The sequence below is a fragment of the Butyricicoccus pullicaecorum DSM 23266 genome (genome assembly GCF_900167005.1).
GTDB lineage: Bacteria > Bacillota > Clostridia > Oscillospirales > Butyricicoccaceae > Butyricicoccus > Butyricicoccus pullicaecorum.
The window spans coordinates 16,345-33,322 of record NZ_FUXW01000004.1 but is presented as its reverse complement, the minus strand read 5'-3'; the positions used below and the strand labels follow the sequence as shown (position 1 = coordinate 33,322).

Annotated in this window: 16 protein-coding genes and 1 riboswitch; of the genes, 8 read left to right on the top strand and 8 right to left on the bottom strand. The window is 55.7% G+C overall.

From position 1 onward, the window contains the following. Window positions 1-203: 203 nt before the first annotated feature. From B5D52_RS09195 to B5D52_RS09175, 5 genes are all read left to right on the top strand, one after another. Entirely contained in the window at window positions 204-1,721 is a 1,518-nt protein-coding gene (locus B5D52_RS09195; protein WP_016147081.1) for a sodium:solute symporter family protein, read from the top strand. Window positions 1,722-1,812: 91 nt separating this feature from the next. Further along, entirely contained in the window at window positions 1,813-2,808 is a 996-nt protein-coding gene (locus B5D52_RS09190; RefSeq protein WP_016147080.1) for a ComEC/Rec2 family competence protein, read from the top strand. Between the two features lie 6 nt (window positions 2,809-2,814). After that, window positions 2,815-3,276 (top strand): hypothetical protein, encoded by a 462-nt coding sequence (locus B5D52_RS09185; protein WP_016147079.1) that lies wholly within the window; start codon window positions 2,815-2,817, stop codon window positions 3,274-3,276. After that, window positions 3,273-4,232, top strand: a complete 960-nt coding sequence (locus B5D52_RS09180) for a CehA/McbA family metallohydrolase (RefSeq protein WP_016147078.1) — start codon at window positions 3,273-3,275, stop codon at window positions 4,230-4,232. The genes B5D52_RS09185 and B5D52_RS09180 overlap by 4 nt, the downstream gene beginning before the upstream one ends. Before the next feature lie 24 nt (window positions 4,233-4,256). Further along, window positions 4,257-4,907: an MgtC/SapB family protein gene (locus B5D52_RS09175; protein WP_016147077.1), complete on the top strand. Its 651-nt coding sequence runs from the start codon at window positions 4,257-4,259 to the stop codon at window positions 4,905-4,907. A gap of 59 nt (window positions 4,908-4,966) precedes the next feature. Here B5D52_RS09175 and B5D52_RS09170 read toward each other — a convergent pair whose 3' ends face one another. From B5D52_RS09170 to B5D52_RS09160, 3 genes are all read right to left on the bottom strand, one after another. Beyond that, window positions 4,967-7,075, bottom strand: a complete 2,109-nt coding sequence (locus tag B5D52_RS09170; protein ID WP_016147076.1) for a heavy metal translocating P-type ATPase — start codon at window positions 7,073-7,075, stop codon at window positions 4,967-4,969. Between the two features lie 52 nt (window positions 7,076-7,127). Continuing rightward, window positions 7,128-7,400, bottom strand: coding sequence for a DUF6110 family protein (locus B5D52_RS09165; RefSeq protein WP_016147075.1), 273 nt, complete (start codon window positions 7,398-7,400; stop codon window positions 7,128-7,130). Window positions 7,401-7,547: 147 nt separating this feature from the next. Then, window positions 7,548-8,492: a helix-turn-helix transcriptional regulator gene (locus tag B5D52_RS09160; protein WP_016147074.1), complete on the bottom strand. Its 945-nt coding sequence runs from the start codon at window positions 8,490-8,492 to the stop codon at window positions 7,548-7,550. 234 nt (window positions 8,493-8,726) lie between these two features. Here B5D52_RS09160 and ahpC point away from each other — a divergent pair, with 234 nt between their 5' ends. Both ahpC and B5D52_RS09150 read left to right on the top strand, forming a co-directional pair. After that, window positions 8,727-9,290 (top strand): alkyl hydroperoxide reductase subunit C, encoded by a 564-nt coding sequence (ahpC, locus tag B5D52_RS09155; protein WP_016147073.1) that lies wholly within the window; start codon window positions 8,727-8,729, stop codon window positions 9,288-9,290. Between the two features lie 12 nt (window positions 9,291-9,302). Beyond that, window positions 9,303-10,928, top strand: coding sequence for an FAD-dependent oxidoreductase (locus tag B5D52_RS09150; RefSeq protein ID WP_016147072.1), 1,626 nt, complete (start codon window positions 9,303-9,305; stop codon window positions 10,926-10,928). 51 nt (window positions 10,929-10,979) lie between these two features. On the opposite strand, the gene B5D52_RS09145 is transcribed toward B5D52_RS09150, so the two are convergent. From B5D52_RS09145 to B5D52_RS09125, 5 genes are all read right to left on the bottom strand, one after another. Beyond that, window positions 10,980-12,440, bottom strand: coding sequence for a D-alanyl-D-alanine carboxypeptidase family protein (locus B5D52_RS09145; RefSeq protein ID WP_016147071.1), 1,461 nt, complete (start codon window positions 12,438-12,440; stop codon window positions 10,980-10,982). 158 nt (window positions 12,441-12,598) lie between these two features. Next, window positions 12,599-13,309: a TatD family hydrolase gene (locus tag B5D52_RS09140; RefSeq protein ID WP_016147070.1), complete on the bottom strand. Its 711-nt coding sequence runs from the start codon at window positions 13,307-13,309 to the stop codon at window positions 12,599-12,601. Next, window positions 13,293-14,030 carry an ABC transporter ATP-binding protein gene (locus B5D52_RS09135; RefSeq protein ID WP_016147069.1) on the bottom strand — a complete coding sequence of 246 codons (738 nt, stop codon included), beginning with the start codon at window positions 14,028-14,030 and terminating at the stop codon, window positions 13,293-13,295. Before B5D52_RS09135 ends, B5D52_RS09140 begins: the two co-directional genes overlap by 17 nt. 12 nt (window positions 14,031-14,042) lie before the next feature. Further along, the gene (locus tag B5D52_RS09130; RefSeq protein ID WP_016147068.1) at window positions 14,043-15,035 is read right to left on the bottom strand and encodes an ABC transporter substrate-binding protein; all 993 of its coding nucleotides are present in this window, start codon (window positions 15,033-15,035) and stop codon (window positions 14,043-14,045) included. A 1-nt stretch (window position 15,036) separates the two neighbouring features. Next, window positions 15,037-15,801 (bottom strand): ABC transporter permease, encoded by a 765-nt coding sequence (locus B5D52_RS09125; RefSeq protein WP_016147067.1) that lies wholly within the window; start codon window positions 15,799-15,801, stop codon window positions 15,037-15,039. An 84-nt stretch (window positions 15,802-15,885) separates the two neighbouring features. After that, window positions 15,886-15,991, bottom strand: a riboswitch (TPP riboswitch). Between the two features lie 179 nt (window positions 15,992-16,170). On the opposite strand from B5D52_RS09125, the gene B5D52_RS09120 reads away from it, so the two are divergent. Next, window positions 16,171-16,953, top strand: coding sequence for an EcsC family protein (locus tag B5D52_RS09120; protein WP_016147066.1), 783 nt, complete (start codon window positions 16,171-16,173; stop codon window positions 16,951-16,953). The last annotated feature ends 25 nt before the right edge of the window (window positions 16,954-16,978 follow it).

Here is a 16,978-nt window from a genome sequence, read left to right as displayed (position 1 = left end):
GTAAATTTTCAAGGGGGTAAGGTGTAAAAATATAGTCATATATTGTCATATTATACAAAAAATGCGGTGTGTATCTGGAATAAACAATGAAAATACGAAAGAGGTCTTTACAACTTATCTGTGAAGTGGTATAAAATGATTAAGAGGTCTATACAACTATTAGGAGCAGAGAGAAACTTTTGGAAGAAAGTGAGGAAAAAAGCATGATCTCAAACAAGTATGTCGCGCTGTTTGTGGTGGGATTCTTTGTGTACATCGCTTTGATGATACTCATTGCTTACCTGACCAGCCGCAAGGGCAGCACAAAGGGTGAGGATTACCTCATGGGCGGACGAAATGTCGGTCTGCTTCTGCTGATCTGCACGGCGGCAGCAACAGCAGTTGGCACCGGTACCTCGGTTGGTGCGACCGCAAACGGTTTCCGCGATGGCTGGCTGGGTGCGGTTTACCCGCTGGCAAACGCAATCGGTCTGATCACGGTTGCATTCTGTTTTTCGCATGTGCGTAAGTTTAAGTTCCGTACCCTGTGTGAGGAGCTTCAGTTCTACTATGACGGCAGCCCGTATATGAGAAAGTTCATGTCGGTTGTTATTTTCATCGTCTCCATTGTCTGGGTCGGCAGCGCCATCAACGGCGGTGCAAACTATCTGGCATACCTCATCGGTATGGATATGATCCCGGCGAAGATCATTACGGTTTTGGCATTTGGCGTATATGTCTTCGTTGGCGGTTATATGGCAGTTGTATGGACGGACGCCATTCAGGCAATCTTGCTGTTCGGCGGTTTCGTTCTGATTGCGATTCTCGCAATCCCGGCCGCAGGCGGCTATGAGACCATCCGCGCAACCTATGAAGCAGCTGGCAACCCGGGTGCAATGACTGCATTCGGCCTGGGCGCAAAGGGCATCTTCGGCGTACTGGCCGTTGCACTGGCTTCTTACTACGGCGCAATGGCAGGCCCGACCGCACACATGCGCGTCTACACTGCAAAGTCTCCGGCAACCGCACGTAAGGCAATCCTGATCGCGGCAGCAGTCGTCGGTTGTTTCTCCATTCTGCCCGCAATCGTTGGTATGTCCGGTTTCACCATCGCAACCCAGAACGGTGCAGAAGCTGTTCTGAACAATCCTGATTTCACCTTCGCGTACATGGCAACCACGGTATTCCCGCCCGCAATCGGTCTGGTATGCCTGATCGCCGGCCTGTCCGCAATCATGTCTTCGGCAGACTCCGACGCCATCGCCGGTGTCACCACCTTCCTGACCGACGTTTACGCACTGATCTTCAAGAAGCCGGTCGAGGATGATGAGATCCCGAAGTATTCGCGTATCATCCTGGTCATCATGCTGGTTGGCGCATTCTGCATGACCATCTTCGCAAGCGATATCATGGGTTACATCAATAACGTAATCGGTTCGTTCACGCCTGGTATGGCAGTTGCACTGCTGGTTGGTCGCTTCTGGAAGCGTGCAACCTGGCAGGGCGGCGTTGCTACCATGGCAAGCGGCATTCTGTTCGGTGTATGCTATCTGACCATCGCACCGTTCCAGAGCTGGCTGGTCGGCATCTTCGCAGGTCCCGCACTGCCGGTTACCATCGTTACTCTGATCGTTGGCGTGATTGTCAGCCTGATGACGCCGCCTCCGGTACACACCGAGGAAGAGCGTGTCGCACTGGTTATCGCAGAGCGCAACCAGGAAAAGACCGCATCCATTCGATAAGCGATTCAAAGTTACAAAAAAGCAGACATAAACAAAAACGGGCAGTTGACAAACTGCCCGTTTTTGGCAACAATAGACAGGGAGGTAAAACATGGAGCTTTATTTTTTGAGCGTTGGCTATGGCGAGGCAATGGTGGTACTGGATGGGGGACATTGTCTGCTGATTGATGGCGGCCCAGGCGTGGATGATGTGGCCTACACACAGCCCGGCACCATTCCGGCTGTTACCTTTTTAAAGGAGAAGCAGGTCGAGCGCATCGACTGTATGATCTGCACCCATGTTCATAACGACCATGTCAGCGGTCTGTTGGAGGTTGCGCGACAGTTTCCGGTGGATACATTCTGGTGTAACTGCCTGCACGCAGACAGTCCGGCAGCGGCAGTACGGACAGCGGAACCGGTCTGTGATCACGACCTGAGCATGCGGTTGTTTACCGAGGGCCTGCGCCATTGGGAGGCTCTCGTTGCCTGCCTGCATGCACAGGGAACGACCATGATCGAGCGTACAGCGACCGACGATTTTGAACCGCTGTGGGATGGTCTTTCCATCCGCCTGTTCGGCATGGATAAAACCCGTATGGAGGAACGCCGCCGCCGGTTTGCGGAATTTTGTGCCGAGACCGACCCGGAACGTCAGCTCACACAGATGCGGGCGTTTGACAGCACGGAAAACCAGTGCAGTCTGGCATGCTGTCTGCAGACTGCGGACGGCTGGAAAGCCTTTTTGACCGGAGACCTGTGCAGCGGTTGGGATGAACGCTGCGCAAAGGACGATTTCCCGCGTGCCCAAGTGCTCAAATTAACCCACCATGGACAAAAGGACGGTATGCCGCAAAGTCTGGTCGATGCATGCGACCCGGAGATCTTTGTCATGTGCGCCGATGCCGACCGAACCTTCAACAGTGCCTGCGACGCAGTGTGCCTGCGCGCGCAGGAATACCTGAACGCACGGAACCGAGCAACACAGATTTACACAACCGGTCTGCTGGAAAATGCGTTTGGGACGCAGAATGACCGGATACCGTGCGCGCTGCGCTGCTGTCCGGGTGCAGCTGCGGATGCTTATTTTTCAGAAGGGAGTTTATGATCGCCGATGATTTTATACGAACGGCATTATAATTGGACACCGGAGGATACCAGACGGGACATCCCGTTTGCATTTTGCTGCCCATCAAACATCAAACGACTGCTGATTACCTTTACGTTTTCCCCGGGTGCGGAGCAGCAGCCCGAGCGGTGCGAGATGGCAGTCGAGCGCGCACTCACGCGCTACTACGACCGTTACCCGCGGGACATTCAGCCCATGCAGTCCGAGCAGTTTTTCCCGATCAAGAACCTGATCACGCTGTCGCTCGAGCGGGATGGCGTATATCTGGGTAATGCACATCGGTGGCAGACCGAGCAGGTGCATATTCTGACCACCAAACACGCTTCGCGCGGGTTTGAACCGCCGTGTGCGATGGAAGGCACCTGGGCGGGCATGCTGCACATCCATGAGATTCTGTCTCAGGTGTGCGAGGGCTATCTGCGTGTAGAAGGGAGTGAGGACGCGTGAAGTGGTATCCTGTTGAACTGCATACTCATACCGAGCACAGTGACGGTGATTTTACCCCGACACAGCTGGTACAGGCTGCCAAGGCGCGCGGCTTTGCCGGTGTTGCGCTGACCGACCACAATACCAAGTCGGGCGCGACCGAGTTTAACGCGGCGATTGAAAAAAGCGGACTGACCGGTGTACATGGCATCGAGTGGACGACCTACTGGGGACATATGCTGGTGCTGGGAGAATATACATATACCGACTGGCGCGGCGTCACACCGGACATGATTGATGAGGCCATCAAGCGCATTCACGACCATTGCGGTCTGGTAGGCATTGCCCATCCGTTTGCACTGTCCAACCCGGTCAATACCGGTTACCATTGGGAGTTCCAGATTGCCGATTGGCAGGCAGTTGACTTTTTGGAAGTATGGTCGCGAGATAACGCGCCCTGCAAGGTGCAGAGCCTGCGCGCAATCGAGCTGTGGGAACAGCTGTTAAACCGTGGGTGCCACATCACCGCGACGAGCGGACGCGACTGGCACCGAGAGGATACCCGCTCGTATGCGCATACCTATGTAGGCATTGAAGACGAGCTCAATGAGCAGAACGTCTTGCAGGCAATCCGGGACAGCCGCATCTGTTTGGCGGCCGGACCGCTCCTGACCATGCAGGCGGAGACCGCACAGGGACCGGTTTATCCGGGACAGCAGACCGAGTCGGGAAATGTGACGCTCAAACTGTGCATGGATGATCAGACCATGCCGCATGACTGGGATCGTACCGCCATCATTCCCGAGAAAATTGTGCTGGTACAGAATGGTGAAGTCATCGAGACACTGCCGGTGTGCGCAGAACAGACGGTCACGGTACGGACACAAAAGGGTTGGCTGCGCGCCGACCTGATCGGCCGTTATTTTGGACGGGAGGAGCAGCGCATTGCGCTCACCAATCCAATCTGGACGGCATAACGAGTCAATAAAGGAGGGCTTGCCATGTTGATCTACCTGGAAATTGCGCTGCGTTTGATCCTTGCGATGTGCATTGGCGGTGGAATCGGCTGGGAGCGCGCACGCAGACACCATCCCGCGGGCATCCGCACCCACATGCTGGTCGCGATCGGTGCGGCGGTTGTCATGCTGCTCGGCGGACAGACCGCAGGCGTGTTTGTCGGCACGGCAAATTCCGACCCGGCACGCCTGGGCGCACAGGTTATTTCGGGCATCGGTTTTCTGGGAGCCGGTACGATCATGAAAGAAGGCCGTTCGGTACGTGGCCTGACCACAGCGGCGACCCTGTGGGTGGTTGCCTGCTTGGGACTGTCCATGGGTGCCGGACAGTATGCCATTGCGATTGGTGGATTTCTGGTTTCTATGATCTCGCTGCGCATGTTCAAAATGCCGCGTTACGAGATCTCGCTCCTGTGCAGTGAACAGGGATGCAGTTTGGAAGAACTCTGTAAACTGCTGGAGCTGGAAGAAGCCAACATCAGCAATTTTTCCTGCCGTTCGTATGATGCACAGTGGATGAAGGTGCGGTTTGAGCTGTATCTGGGATGGAAACAGCGCGACGTGAGCACATCCGAATTGCTGCGTCAGATTTCCAGCATCGAGAGCGTTTCGCAGGTCGAAATTGACGCCATTTGATCAAAAATGAACGAAAGCCCTGAGGCATGATGCTTCAGGGCTTTTTTGTTGTGTGAAAATCAGGTGTTTTCAGCACCGGGCAGAACGATTTTCGGCTTGGGCAGCGACTGCATGCTGCGCAGGCTGACGCCAAGCGTCGATAGATTGTGCAGCGCAGCCGAGGCAGCCGGGGACAGGATACCGGCAACGCCAAGCGCGATCAGAGTGCCGTTGAATCCGATGACAAAGCGATAGTTGGAGCGAATGCGCGCCATCAGGCCGACCGCGATCTGGCGGAGCTTCACCAGTTCCCACAGACTTTCTGCGGACAGCGTGATGTCTGCGATCTCGCGGGCGATGGCTGCACCGTCGCGGATGGCGATACCGGCATCGGCCTCGGACAGTGCCGGCGAGTCGTTGATGCCGTCACCGACCATGAGTACGGTGTGACCGGCGGCACGCAGTTCAGCGATAAACTGTGCTTTATCTGCCGGGAGCACCTCGGCGCGGAAGGTGTCCACACCGACTTCGCTTGCGATGGCAGCTGCTGTGCGGCGGCTGTCGCCGGTCAACATGACCGTTTGAGAGATGCCCAGCGCACGCAGCGCGGACAGAACATCCCGTGCCTCGGCACGCAGCGGATCGGAGATACAGATCACAGCGGCGAGCTGCTGACCGACCGCCAGATATAGATGCGAGTAGGCGGCAGGCAGGGCATCGAAGCGTTCCTGTTCGCCCTTCGGGATGACACAACCCTCATCTTCAAAGATGAAGTGTGCGCTGCCGATGCGGACACGCTCGCCGTTGACCGTGCTGACAATGCCGTGCGCGACCAGATATTCGACCTTGGAGTGGAATTCCTCGTGGGTCAGACCGCGGCGTTTGGCCTCCTCGACCACGGCGTTCGCCATGGAGTGCGGAAAGTGCTCCTCCAGACAGGCAGCCAAACGCAGCATTTCCTGCTCGTCGGTGCCGCCGAAGGGGATGACCTGCGCGACCTGCGGACAGGCGTGGGTGAGGGTACCGGTCTTGTCAAAGACGATGGTGTCGGCTTGTGCGACGGCTTCCAGAAACTTACCGCCCTTGACCGTGATGTGTTCGCTGCCAGCCTCGCGCATGGCGGACAGGACAGCCAGCGGCATAGCCAGCTTGAGGGCACAGGAAAAGTCGACCATCAATACCGACAGTGCGCGAGCGGGATTGCGGGTCAGTGCCAGACTGAGCAGGCTGCCCGCAAAGGTATAGGGTACCAGACGGTCGGAGAGGTGGACGGCCTTGTTTTCGGCAGCTGACTTCATCTGTTCCGAGCGCTCGATCATGGATACGATCTGATCGTAGCGGCTCTGTCCGGAAGCCTGCCGGACTTCTACCAGACATTCGCCTTCTTCGACTGCCGTACCGGCATAGACCAGACTGCCGGCATGCTTGGCGACCGGGATGGATTCACCGGTCAGCGAGGCCTGATTGACGGTTGCCTCGCCCTCAAGCACCAGACCGTCGACCGGGATCACGCCGCCGGCACGGATGACCACCTGATCGCCGGGCACGATCTGTGCGATCGGGGTCAGGATATCGCCGTCCGGTGTGTGCAGCCAGACACGGTCGGTGCCCAGCGCCATGCAGCGTGCGAGATCCTCCACCGACTTCTTGCGCGTCCACTCTTCGAGCAGTTCTCCGACTTCAAGCAGGAACATGACAGCGCCAGCCGTACCAAAGTCACGGCGGAAAGCGGAAATGCCGATCGAGAGCGCGTCCAGCACCTCGACTTTGAGCTGTCTGCGCAGCATGCAGCCGATTCCGCGCCGCAGGAAGGGGATCATTTGCCAGACGATGCGGGCGATACGCAGGGGAGAGGGCAGGAAGAGCGTACAGGCAGCTTTACAGAGCACCTTGCCGACCAGTTTTTCTTCGAAATCGCGGTTGAGCTGTCGGCTGCTGTGTGCAGGGAGCGTGATGGAGCGGTCTGCTTGCTGCCAGGAGAATTGGCGGATGGCATCTAAGACCTGCTCGCGTGTGCCGCGATAGCGCACGATGACACAGCAGGTGCGTTCGTGCACGGTCGCTTGCTGCACCCAGGTTTGCCGGTCCAGCCATTCCTGCAGCAGATCGGCCTGACGCAGACTCATCTGCTTCTGTTTGAGCCGCAGGCGGATGCGTCCGCGGCTTTCGTGTAAAATTGTTGCGTTCATGTGTGACTCCTTCGCGCAAAAAGGAGCCGCGTGCACGGCTCCCTGTTTTGCATCAAATTTCGCTGTCGTTGATCTCGGCAGCGGCAGCGGCTTCGCACTGTGCAGCCGAACGCGCTTCATTCATATCCTTGGCCGAGGCCAGAATGTCTGCGGCATTCTCCTGTGCATTGGTGACCGTCTTCATTACGCAGTCTTTCATGCGCAGACCGGCAGCGGTTGCATGGATGTAAGCCTTCTTTGCGTCTTGGCTGGACAGCAGCTTGACGCCGAACGAGCCGAACAGTGCGCCGCCGGCGAAGCAGGCGAGTTTGGTGTAAAGATTCATCAGGTGTACTTCCTTTCTGTTATTTACGGTGGTAGCCGGTCAGCATGACCATGATCATGCAGATCACAGCACCCCAAGCCCAAAAACGATGCTGTTTCAAAGGAATTCCCTCCTTTAGGCAGATGGCTTCTGTGACTTTAGATTATATCAGATTGCAGCAGGATCGTCTTGCGGAATCGGGCGGCGATCGACGGGATCGGACATTTTTCTGTATTGGGTGGGCGTAAGACCGTAGCGGCGCTTGAATGCGGCGTTAAATTGACTGACCCCGTCATATCCGACCGACTGCGCAACTTGCAGAACGGTCATGGATTGTGCACGCAAAAGAGTTCCGGCATGTTCCATGCGCTTTTGCTGCAGCCAGTTGTGAATGGGCTGGCCATACATGCGGCGGAAGCAGGTTTTGAAGGCGGTCGGGGACAGGCCGAAGCGGCGGCACAGGCTGGCGATGGTCAATTTTTCGTCCAGATGACACGCCATATAATCGCGGATATCGCGCACGGTGTACGCCAGCCGACTGTCGGGGATGACCGGACTGCAATCGGATTCGAGCAGGTTGCTGTGCGTGCATAACAGATATAAGAGTTCGGTCGATTTCCAGACGCAGTATCGTGCGTGTTCGGCCTGGGGCAGCTGCAGCAGGGTAGCGAACATGGCATGCGTCCAGGACGATTGCCGCAGCAGGGCACAGCCATTTTGCTGCGCCATACGGTGCCGAACGGTGTGCAGATCGAGCGTGAGATCACCCATCAGATGACAGAGCGTGCGCAGACTGCTGCGTGCCTGAACAGCATCGACAGATACCAGAATCCCGCTCAAAGAGGAGGGAATGCACAGACGACATAGGTTGTCCGTGTCCGAGACCAGCAAAACGTCGTGCGCACCGACCGTGCGTGCCTGATTTCCTATCTGCTCCAGGGTCAGAGTACCCTGATCACAGTAGAGCGTTTCAAAATGCAGCGCATCCAAATGCGGTGAAGATAGGATGAGCGGTTCGCGGATGGAGAAGCGGTATACACAGACGCCGGGCATAACGGTATGCCATACGGCATCGGCCTGCGCCGGGTGCTGCGCAAGATATTCTGTTAGCATATCGCTCCTCCTTTCTGATGGTTAGTTAGCTATAACTAACCATATCTTACTATATTTGGGAGAAAAATGCAAGCTGTTTTGCAGGGGGAAGATTGCAAGCCAAATGGCATTGGAAATTTTTGAAAAAATAAATGGAAACAGTGCTTGACAAATGATAATTGATATCGTATACTATTCTCGAAGTTGGTCAGAACTAACCAAATCAAATTCAAAATATAAGGAGGCATGACAATTATGTCTATGATTCAGAAAGAAGTTCGCGATTTTCAGGTACAGGCTTACCAGAACGGAGCCTTTCAGACCGTTTCCAAGGCAGATGTGGTAGGAAAGTGGAGTGTATTCTTCTTCTACCCGGCTGATTTCACCTTTGTCTGCCCGACCGAGCTGGAGGATCTGGCAAATCTGTATGCCGAGTTCCAGAAGATTAACTGTGAAGTATACACCGTTTCGTGCGATACCCACTTTGTACATAAGGCATGGCATGACGCATCCGACCGCATCAAGAAGATCCAGTTCCCCATGCTGGCAGACCCGACCCACGCACTGGCCAAGGACTTTGAGGTTTACATCGACGAGAGCGGCGTTGCAGAGCGCGGCACCTTTATCGTAAATCCGGAAGGCCGTATCGTAGCTTACGAGGTCATCGCGGGCAATGTTGGCCGCAACGCAGACGAGCTGCTGCGCCGCGTACAGGCGAGCCAGTTTGTTGCCGAGCACGGCGACGAGGTATGCCCTGCAAAGTGGAAGCCGGGCGCAGAGACCCTTAAGCCCAGCCTGGATCTGGTCGGCCAGCTGTAAGGGATGAGCCGGATGAGCGATAATCTCTATGATGTTGTCGTCATCGGAGGCGGGCCTGCCGGCCTGACCGCAGCCATTTATCTGGCGCGGGCACGGTATCGTGTGCTGGTGCTGGAAAAGGAGCACTTTGGCGGACAGATTACCATTACGGCAGAGGTGGTCAACTACCCGGGCATCGAGCGCACCAGCGGTGCGGCGCTGACGGCTGTCATGCAGCGTCAAGCCGAGCAGTTCGGCGCAGAGTTCCTGCTAGCCGAGGCTGAGCGTCTGGATGTACAGGGGCAAATCAAGACCGTTTATACCAATCGGGGCGAGCTGCGATGCTTTGGCATCCTGCTTGCCACCGGTGCCCATCCTCGCATGATCGGCTTTGAAGGCGAAGAAGAGTTTCGAGGTCACGGCGTGGCGTATTGTGCGACCTGTGACGGTGAGTTTTTCGCCGGCAAGGATGTGTTCGTCGTGGGCGGCGGTTTCGCAGCAGCCGAGGAGAGCGTATTTCTCACCAAATATGCGCGTCATGTCACGATTATGATGCGCGGTGCGGATTTTTCCTGCGCACCGGCAGCGGCTAACGCTGCGCGTGAGCATGAGAAGATTACCGTCTTGACCCATACCCAGGTTGAGAAGGTGGAAGGCGATACGGCACTGCGTTACCTGCGGTATCGCAACTCGCAGACCGGTGAGGTTGGAGAGTATCGGGCAGCCGATGGTGATACGTTCGGCGTGTTTGTCTTTGCCGGATATGAGCCTGAGACCGACCTGCTGCGCGGCATTGCCGAGCTGAATGAGCAGGGCTATGTGGTGACCGACCGCAGCCAGCAGACCAGCGTTCCCGGCGTATATGCTGCCGGTGACGTGTGCGTCAAGTCGCTGCGTCAGGTCGTGACAGCGGTAGGTGATGGCGCACTGGCGGCAACCGAGCTGGAGCGCTACGCTGCGCAGATGCAGGCCGAGACCGGTCTGCGTCCCGAACTGCCGCAGGCAGTGGCCAAGCAGCCCGAACCGCAGGCGGTGCACGCCGATGTGCAGAGCGAACTGTTTACACCCGATCTGCTGGCGCAGTTGCAGTCGGTGTTTGACCGCATGCAGAGCTCTCTGTGCTTGCAGCTTGCAATCGACGACAACGCAGCCGGACGGGAGCTGGAAGCCTACATGACCGAGCTGAGCCGTCTGACCGACAAGCTGACCGTGACCTACGCGGGCGCGGAAGTTGCTGACCGTCCGTGTGTCCGTGTCTGCCGTGCAGATGGAAGCTATACCGGATTGGCCTTCCATGGCATTCCGGGCGGACATGAATTTACTTCGTTCGTGCTCGGACTGTACAATGCGGCAGGACCGGGACAGAGCATCGAGCCGTCGGTTGCCGCACGCATTCAGAGTCTGCATCAGCCGATCTTGCTCAAGGTGCTGGTCTCGCTCTCGTGCACCAAGTGCCCGGAACTGGTCACGGCGGCACAGCGAATTGCGGCAGAAAACGCACAGGTCACCGCCGAGGTGTACGATCTCAATCATTTCCCTGATCTGCAAAAGCAGTATCAGGTCATGAGCGTGCCGTGTATGGTGCTCAATGACAGCCAAATCACATTTGGCAAAAAGAATATCGAGCAGATTCTGGACTGGATCGAACAGAATCTGTAAAAGCAAAGGGACAGTCTTTTGACTGTCCCTTTTGCGCGTATGGGGTTAAGTTTAAGCGGCACGCAGCTCGCATTCGAGTTCAACTTCGTCCGCATTGCCGATGGAGACGGTCAGATCGTACTTGCCGTCGTCGGGCGCGGTCCAATCCAGAGAGACCTGTCCGTGACCGTTTTCCAGCGTGACCGTCTGGGGTGCGTTGGGGATGACATTACCGTCGAGTTCCCACTGTACCGGTACGGTGACCTTGGGCAGAGCTGCCGGGCTGGTCACATCTGCCGTGATGGTGACCGTCTTACCCGGATAGACGTCTGCGCGTTCCAGATTAAGCGAAGCGTCGAGCGCGAGATCGACCGATGCAACCGGCAGTGTAGTCTGCGCCGTGCGCACGGTGCCGTCGGCCATGGTCAGACAGAGCTGCACGTTGAGTGACTGCGTGTCCAGTCGATCAAGCGTGTAGTCCAGCACGCTGGTCTTGCCGTTCGTAACCTGGAAATAGCTGTTTCCGTAGTCCGCGACCGCCTCACCGTTGACGTACCACTGTGCACCGGCAACGTAGTTTACCGAGACGCCGCCGATCTGTGCGCTGACTTGGAATTTCTGGAAGGGGTTGACGACATTCGGCTGCTGAACAATTTGCAGCGTGGTGGTCTGACGGGACGCATCACGCTTGGCGATTTCCGAGAAACCGAGGTCAAGCAGTTGGCGGGAATCCGCAAAACGCTGCGCATCGCTGGTGGACTTCATGACAACCGAGATAACACGACGGCCGTTGCGTTCGGCAGTCGTAGTGACACAGTAACCAGCTTCCGAGATCGTACCGGTCTTAAATCCGTCCAGACCCTCATAAGGTGCCATGGTGTTGAGCATGTGGTTGGTGTTGTTGTACCAGCGACCATTAAAGGAAACGCCGCTCTTGGAGGTGATGCGCAGGATATCCGGGTAGTCCTGAATGAAGCGGCGGGTGAGCATAGCCTGAGAGCGAGCAGTGATGTAGTTGACGCGCGCACCGTGGCAGTTATAATAGGTTGCATTCAATCCGAGCGCGTCAGCGGTCTGATTCATGCGTTCCACAAATGCCGTTTCGCTGCCGCTGATGTGCTCGGCCATCGCGATGCAGGAAGCGCTGGCCGAGGGGATCATAATCAGGTGCATGAGTGTGTCGACCGAGTAGGTCTGGCCTTCGGTCAGCGGAACAGCCATTGGATAGCTGCTGTCACGGGACTTGACCGCGACATTGTGGCTGATTTTGACCGGGGTATCCCAAGTCAGCGTGCCTTTTTCCAACTCCTGATAGACAATGTACGCGGTCAGCACCTTGGTCATGCTGGCGGGTACGCGAGCGACATCACCCTTGTATTCGTACAGACATTCCCCTGTCTGTGCATCCATGACGAAGGCCGAAGCGGCCTCAATGTCCAGCGCGTACGCCGTTGGGGTGAGACCAAGAACCAGCATCAGACTGGCCAGCATGCACGCCAGCCATCCCCGCAGTCGATTGCATTTTTGTTTCATCTCTTATCCCTACTTTCTTTGCTCTGCTAAAGCAGAATATATATTTATTATACAAAATATTGAGATAAAATCAATAAAAATTATGAAAAATGCAGTAAAAGGTGACAAATAAAAAGCACCGACTCTGTGTGAATCGGTGCTTTTCGTATGTGAGAAGGCTAAATGCCCAATAGGAAGGTGTCCAGATTGTGCATAAGGACAGGACGGAGCGCGTCAGCGGTCAGTCCGCGCAGCGCGGCGACCGCGTGCAGATGGCGTTCCATCGCGGCCGGATAGTCGGCCGGGGTGAGGGTTACGTGCTGACCCCATGCGATGCCGTCCAGACCGTCGGATTCTATGAGCAGACGATCGAGCGGGACAGTTTGCGCCAGATGGGCAACATCCCGGTCGAGTGCAGCATCCGGCCCAACCGTGAACCAGAATCCCAAGTCGATATAGTCTTGCAGTCCATGCGGGCAGGCGTACCAGTGCACCAGATAGCGATTGGGGTAGCGGCGGATGGTGTCCAGAATTTCGCGTTCCATGCCCTTGGTGTGCAGGATGACCGGCTTGCCCAGCTGCTGCGCGAAGGCAAGCTGTCGCTCGAAAACGGTGCGCTGCACGTCAAGATCGACCGTACACCAGACATTGTCCAGACCGATTTCTCCGATCACAGATACCTGCCGCAGAATGGGTTCCATCGCATCCCAAGATGTGCAGTCAGCTTTCCAAGGGTGAATACCGGCGGAAATGACCATGCCGGGCAGTTGGGTATGGGTTAAAAAATCGTATTCTTCCGGGCTGTCTGCGTTGGCGATGCATCGCGCATCGCGCAGATGGGGGACAAGCGCGGGTGTCACATGGATGTGACCGTCAATGATCGATTTCATTTCGTAAAATCCTGTGGATCTCCTTGCGCAGATCACTCTGTTCATACAGCCAGTCGCGGCTCTTTTGTACGCCGGTCAGATCGATCTCGCGGGTGACCGAAGCCGGTCGGCCGCCCAGAACGACAATGCGATCAGCCAGATACAGCGCCTCGTCAATGTCGTGGGTGACCAGCAGGGTGGTGCGTCCAAGTTCGGCACGTAGCCGCAGCAGCCAGTCCTGCATCTCGTTTCGAGTGATGACATCGAGTGCACCGAACGGCTCGTCGAGCAGCATGATATCTGCGCTGCACAGTGCGGTGCGCAGGAATGCTGCGCGCTGACGCATACCGCCGGACAGCTCATCGGGATAAGCATGCTCATAGCCCTGCAAACCGAATACTGGAAACTCCTTGAGCGCGGCCTCCTGCGCCTGCTTTTTCTGCCCGTGCAGCCTGCCGTACAGGGTCACGTTGTCCAGAATGGTTTTCCAGGGCAGAAGCAGGTCGTTTTGCGGCATGTAAGCGAAGCGGGAGGACACACCGTGCACCGGTGTGCCGTCCACGAACACTTCGCCCGATTCGGGCGTGAGCACGCCTGCGAGGATGTTGAGCAGGGTGCTCTTGCCGCAGCCGGACGGGCCGATCAGCGCGACGAATTCCCCGTCCTGTACATCCATGCACAGGTTTTCCAGAATCCGCTTTTGTTCGAACGTGACGCAGATGTTTTTGATCTGCAATTTCATGGTGATCGTTCCTTACTTGATAAACTGGTTGGTGTACTGCTCGCTGGCCGGGATGGTATGATCGATCAGACCGTACTCATACATAAACTCGGTGTAGCCGTCCCAGACTTCGTCCTTCATCAGGCCCCAAGTGTCGCTGTCCAAGCTGTACTGATCGCTGAGGAACTTCTGGGACTCAAGCAGGAAGTCCATGTCGGTATCCGGGATGACTTCGTGAAGGATGTTTGCGGCAGCCTCGGGCGATTCGATGGCGTATTCATAGCCCTGCTTGACGGCATCCATGAAGGCCTGAACGGTCTCGGGATCGTTTTCGATCATGTCTTCGTTGGTGATGATGACCGGGGTGTAGTAGTCCAGACGGGAGTCCAGATCCTTGACCGGCATGTAGTTGATGTCATAGCCCTGCATACGGTCGTTGATGACTGCCCAGCCTTCAAATTCCCACTGAATGTCGATGTCGTCGCCCATCGATTCCAGACCGCTGCCGGTTGCACCGACCATGGTCAGCTTGGAGAAGTCAGCGCCTGCGCCTGCCATAACGGCTTTGAGCACGGCTTCCTCGCTGGGAGCCTGCCAGCCGGCGTAGACCTTGCCCTCAAAGTCCTTGGGAGACTGGATGTTGTCCTCTGCACGGGAGATAAAGCCCGAGGTGTTGTGCTGAATGATGGCAGCGATGGCACGGATGGGGAGTGGCTCGGATGCCGTGCGGGCATAGGTGACGTTCTCCTGATAGGTCACGGCAAATTCAGCCTTGCCGACCGCACACAGCGTGGTTGCGTCGTTGTCACCCGGCTCAATGATGTTGACCTTGAGGCCGTGCTGCTCAAAATAGCCCGACTTCTGGGCAACATAAATGCCGGTGTGGTTGGTGTTGGGTACATAGTCGAGTACCAGCGTTACTTCCTTGAGACCATCCCCCTCGGTGGTCTGTTCGGTCTGTCCGCCGCATGCGGTCATGCCGAGACACAGACCCAGCGCGAGGAACATTGCCAATCCTTTTTTCATCTTACGAGACTCCTTTGCGTTTTCTTGTATAGGGAAAGAGTATGCGCTCGAGCAGCGTGACCGCAAAATTGAGCAGTAAGCTCCAAATAATGATCATGATGACACAAGCGAATACTTTATCCATCAAAAAGCCATTTTTGACGCGAATCATGTAATAGCCCAGACCGGCGGATGCGCTCAGCCATTCACCGACGATGGCGCCGCCGATGCAGTAGGTCGCCGAGACTTTGAGTCCGGAAAACAGCGCAGGCGCCGCGGTGGGGATTTTTACATATAGATATTGCTGCAGTAGATTCGCGCCAAAACTGCGCAGCAGATTGATTTGGTTGCGGTTTACGTGCTGAAGCGCATCGGAAAAGGCGATCGCGATGGGGAAAAAGCACATAAAGACAACCATGAGAATTTTGGGCGCCAGTCCAAAGCCCAGCCACATGGTAAAGAGCGGTCCCAGAACCATGACCGGGACGGTCTGGGAAACCACGAGATAGGGAAAGACACTGTGCCGGAAGGTACGGTTTAAGTCCATGAGGATAGCGATGAGGATGGCGAGCACGGTGGCGATCAGCAGACCGATGACAGCCTCCTGCAAGGTCACCATGGAATGCATCCACAGGGTGCCAAACTCCGAACCGATGGCTTTGACAATATCGCTTGGTGCGGGCAGAACATAGAGATCAATGCCGAAAAACTGTACACTGAACTCCCAGACGGCCAGCACGACGATCAGGCAAAGCACAGGCATGATGTATTGTTGGTATCGTTTCATGACGCAGCGCTCCAATGAAATAAAAATAAAAAAGCGACTCATCCGTTGCAGGATCAGTCGCTTTGCAAACTTGTTCAGGTGAAAAACACGAAAACTTCGACTCCCTACGCCGGTATGATCCGGATCAGGTAATAAGGGACCCTGCGCCCAGCGCAGATCTCAGCCGATCAAGGCACCCCTGTCTGATGTACATTTTATTTTAGCACGTTGGAATACAAATGTAAAGTCCGTGACCGAAAAAGGCAGTTATACGCGAAGGAGCGGGAATGGTGCTTGGAAAAATTCAGAAGGGGTGATATTTTCATTTGATTTGGGGCGTGCTATACTGAGAAAAACAGGATACCATTACAGAACTGAGGTAGAGCAGAGATGGGAACTCCAAAGCATCAGGCTTCGATTCAAAAGGAACTGACTCTCGTGGCGCGGCAGGAGCAAGCACTGCACAAGGCTGCTATGCGGCAAAAAACGCCGCAGTGGAAGACGAATTTGCAAGACAAAGTGCCGGAAAAGGTCTATTCGAATTTGGAAAAGGCATTCTGTAAGGCGTTTGAAGTGATTTTTGATAAGGGTACCGACTGGATTGAAAAAACGTATGATGCGCAATCTATCCGAAATGGATATGAGGTACACGATTTTGCACTTCAAATGCAGGCAGACCGCAAGGTTTTGAAAGAACTGCGCAGACAGGCATCGCGCACGCAAATGCAGGGGATGCTGACGACGAGCGCAGAAGGGATTGGACTGGGTGTTCTGGGCATCGGATTGCCGGACATTGTGCTGTTTGTCGGCGTGCTGCTGCAAGGTGTATATAAAATTGCGCTGCACTACGGGTTTGATTATCGGACGGCAAGCGAGCGGGATTTTATTTTGCTGTTGATGGAAGCTTCCGTACAGAAAGGCGAGGCGTGGGAAGCATGTAATCGTGCGGTGGAAGCGTTCATTGCCGGACAAACGGTAGATGTGAACGACCAGCTGACCCATACCGCACAGGCCTTTGCCGACGATCTGGTGCTCGCCAAAGCCGTGCAGGGATTGCCGCTTGTGGGCGTACTTGGCGGACTGTTCAATCCGGTCTGCTGCCGCAAGGTTATGAAATATGCCGAGCTCAAGTATCGAAAGCGCTGTCTGCTTAGACTGTATGAGAGTAGTTAGAGTAGGTAGCAGACTACAAAACAAA

Bases quoted from the DNA above. Each gene is read 5' to 3' on its own strand.
- B5D52_RS09135 (WP_016147069.1), bottom strand. From the start codon at position 14,030: ATGAAATTGCAGATCAAAAACATCTGCGTCACGTTCGAACAAAAGCGG.
- B5D52_RS09120 (WP_016147066.1), top strand. From the start codon at position 16,171: ATGGGAACTCCAAAGCATCAGGCTTCGATTCAAAAGGAACTGACTCTC.
- B5D52_RS09145 (WP_016147071.1), bottom strand. From the start codon at position 12,440: ATGAAACAAAAATGCAATCGACTGCGGGGATGGCTGGCGTGCATGCTG.
- B5D52_RS09185 (WP_016147079.1), top strand. From the start codon at position 2,815: ATGATTTTATACGAACGGCATTATAATTGGACACCGGAGGATACCAGA.
- B5D52_RS09165 (WP_016147075.1), bottom strand. From the start codon at position 7,400: ATGAATCTTTACACCAAACTCGCCTGCTTCGCCGGCGGCGCACTGTTC.
- B5D52_RS09175 (WP_016147077.1), top strand. From the start codon at position 4,257: ATGTTGATCTACCTGGAAATTGCGCTGCGTTTGATCCTTGCGATGTGC.
- B5D52_RS09190 (WP_016147080.1), top strand. From the start codon at position 1,813: ATGGAGCTTTATTTTTTGAGCGTTGGCTATGGCGAGGCAATGGTGGTA.
- B5D52_RS09195 (WP_016147081.1), top strand. From the start codon at position 204: ATGATCTCAAACAAGTATGTCGCGCTGTTTGTGGTGGGATTCTTTGTG.
- B5D52_RS09140 (WP_016147070.1), bottom strand. From the start codon at position 13,309: ATGAAATCGATCATTGACGGTCACATCCATGTGACACCCGCGCTTGTC.
- B5D52_RS09150 (WP_016147072.1), top strand. From the start codon at position 9,303: ATGAGCGATAATCTCTATGATGTTGTCGTCATCGGAGGCGGGCCTGCC.
- B5D52_RS09160 (WP_016147074.1), bottom strand. From the start codon at position 8,492: ATGCTAACAGAATATCTTGCGCAGCACCCGGCGCAGGCCGATGCCGTA.
- B5D52_RS09125 (WP_016147067.1), bottom strand. From the start codon at position 15,801: ATGAAACGATACCAACAATACATCATGCCTGTGCTTTGCCTGATCGTC.
- ahpC (WP_016147073.1), top strand. From the start codon at position 8,727: ATGTCTATGATTCAGAAAGAAGTTCGCGATTTTCAGGTACAGGCTTAC.
- B5D52_RS09130 (WP_016147068.1), bottom strand. From the start codon at position 15,035: ATGAAAAAAGGATTGGCAATGTTCCTCGCGCTGGGTCTGTGTCTCGGC.
- B5D52_RS09170 (WP_016147076.1), bottom strand. From the start codon at position 7,075: ATGAACGCAACAATTTTACACGAAAGCCGCGGACGCATCCGCCTGCGG.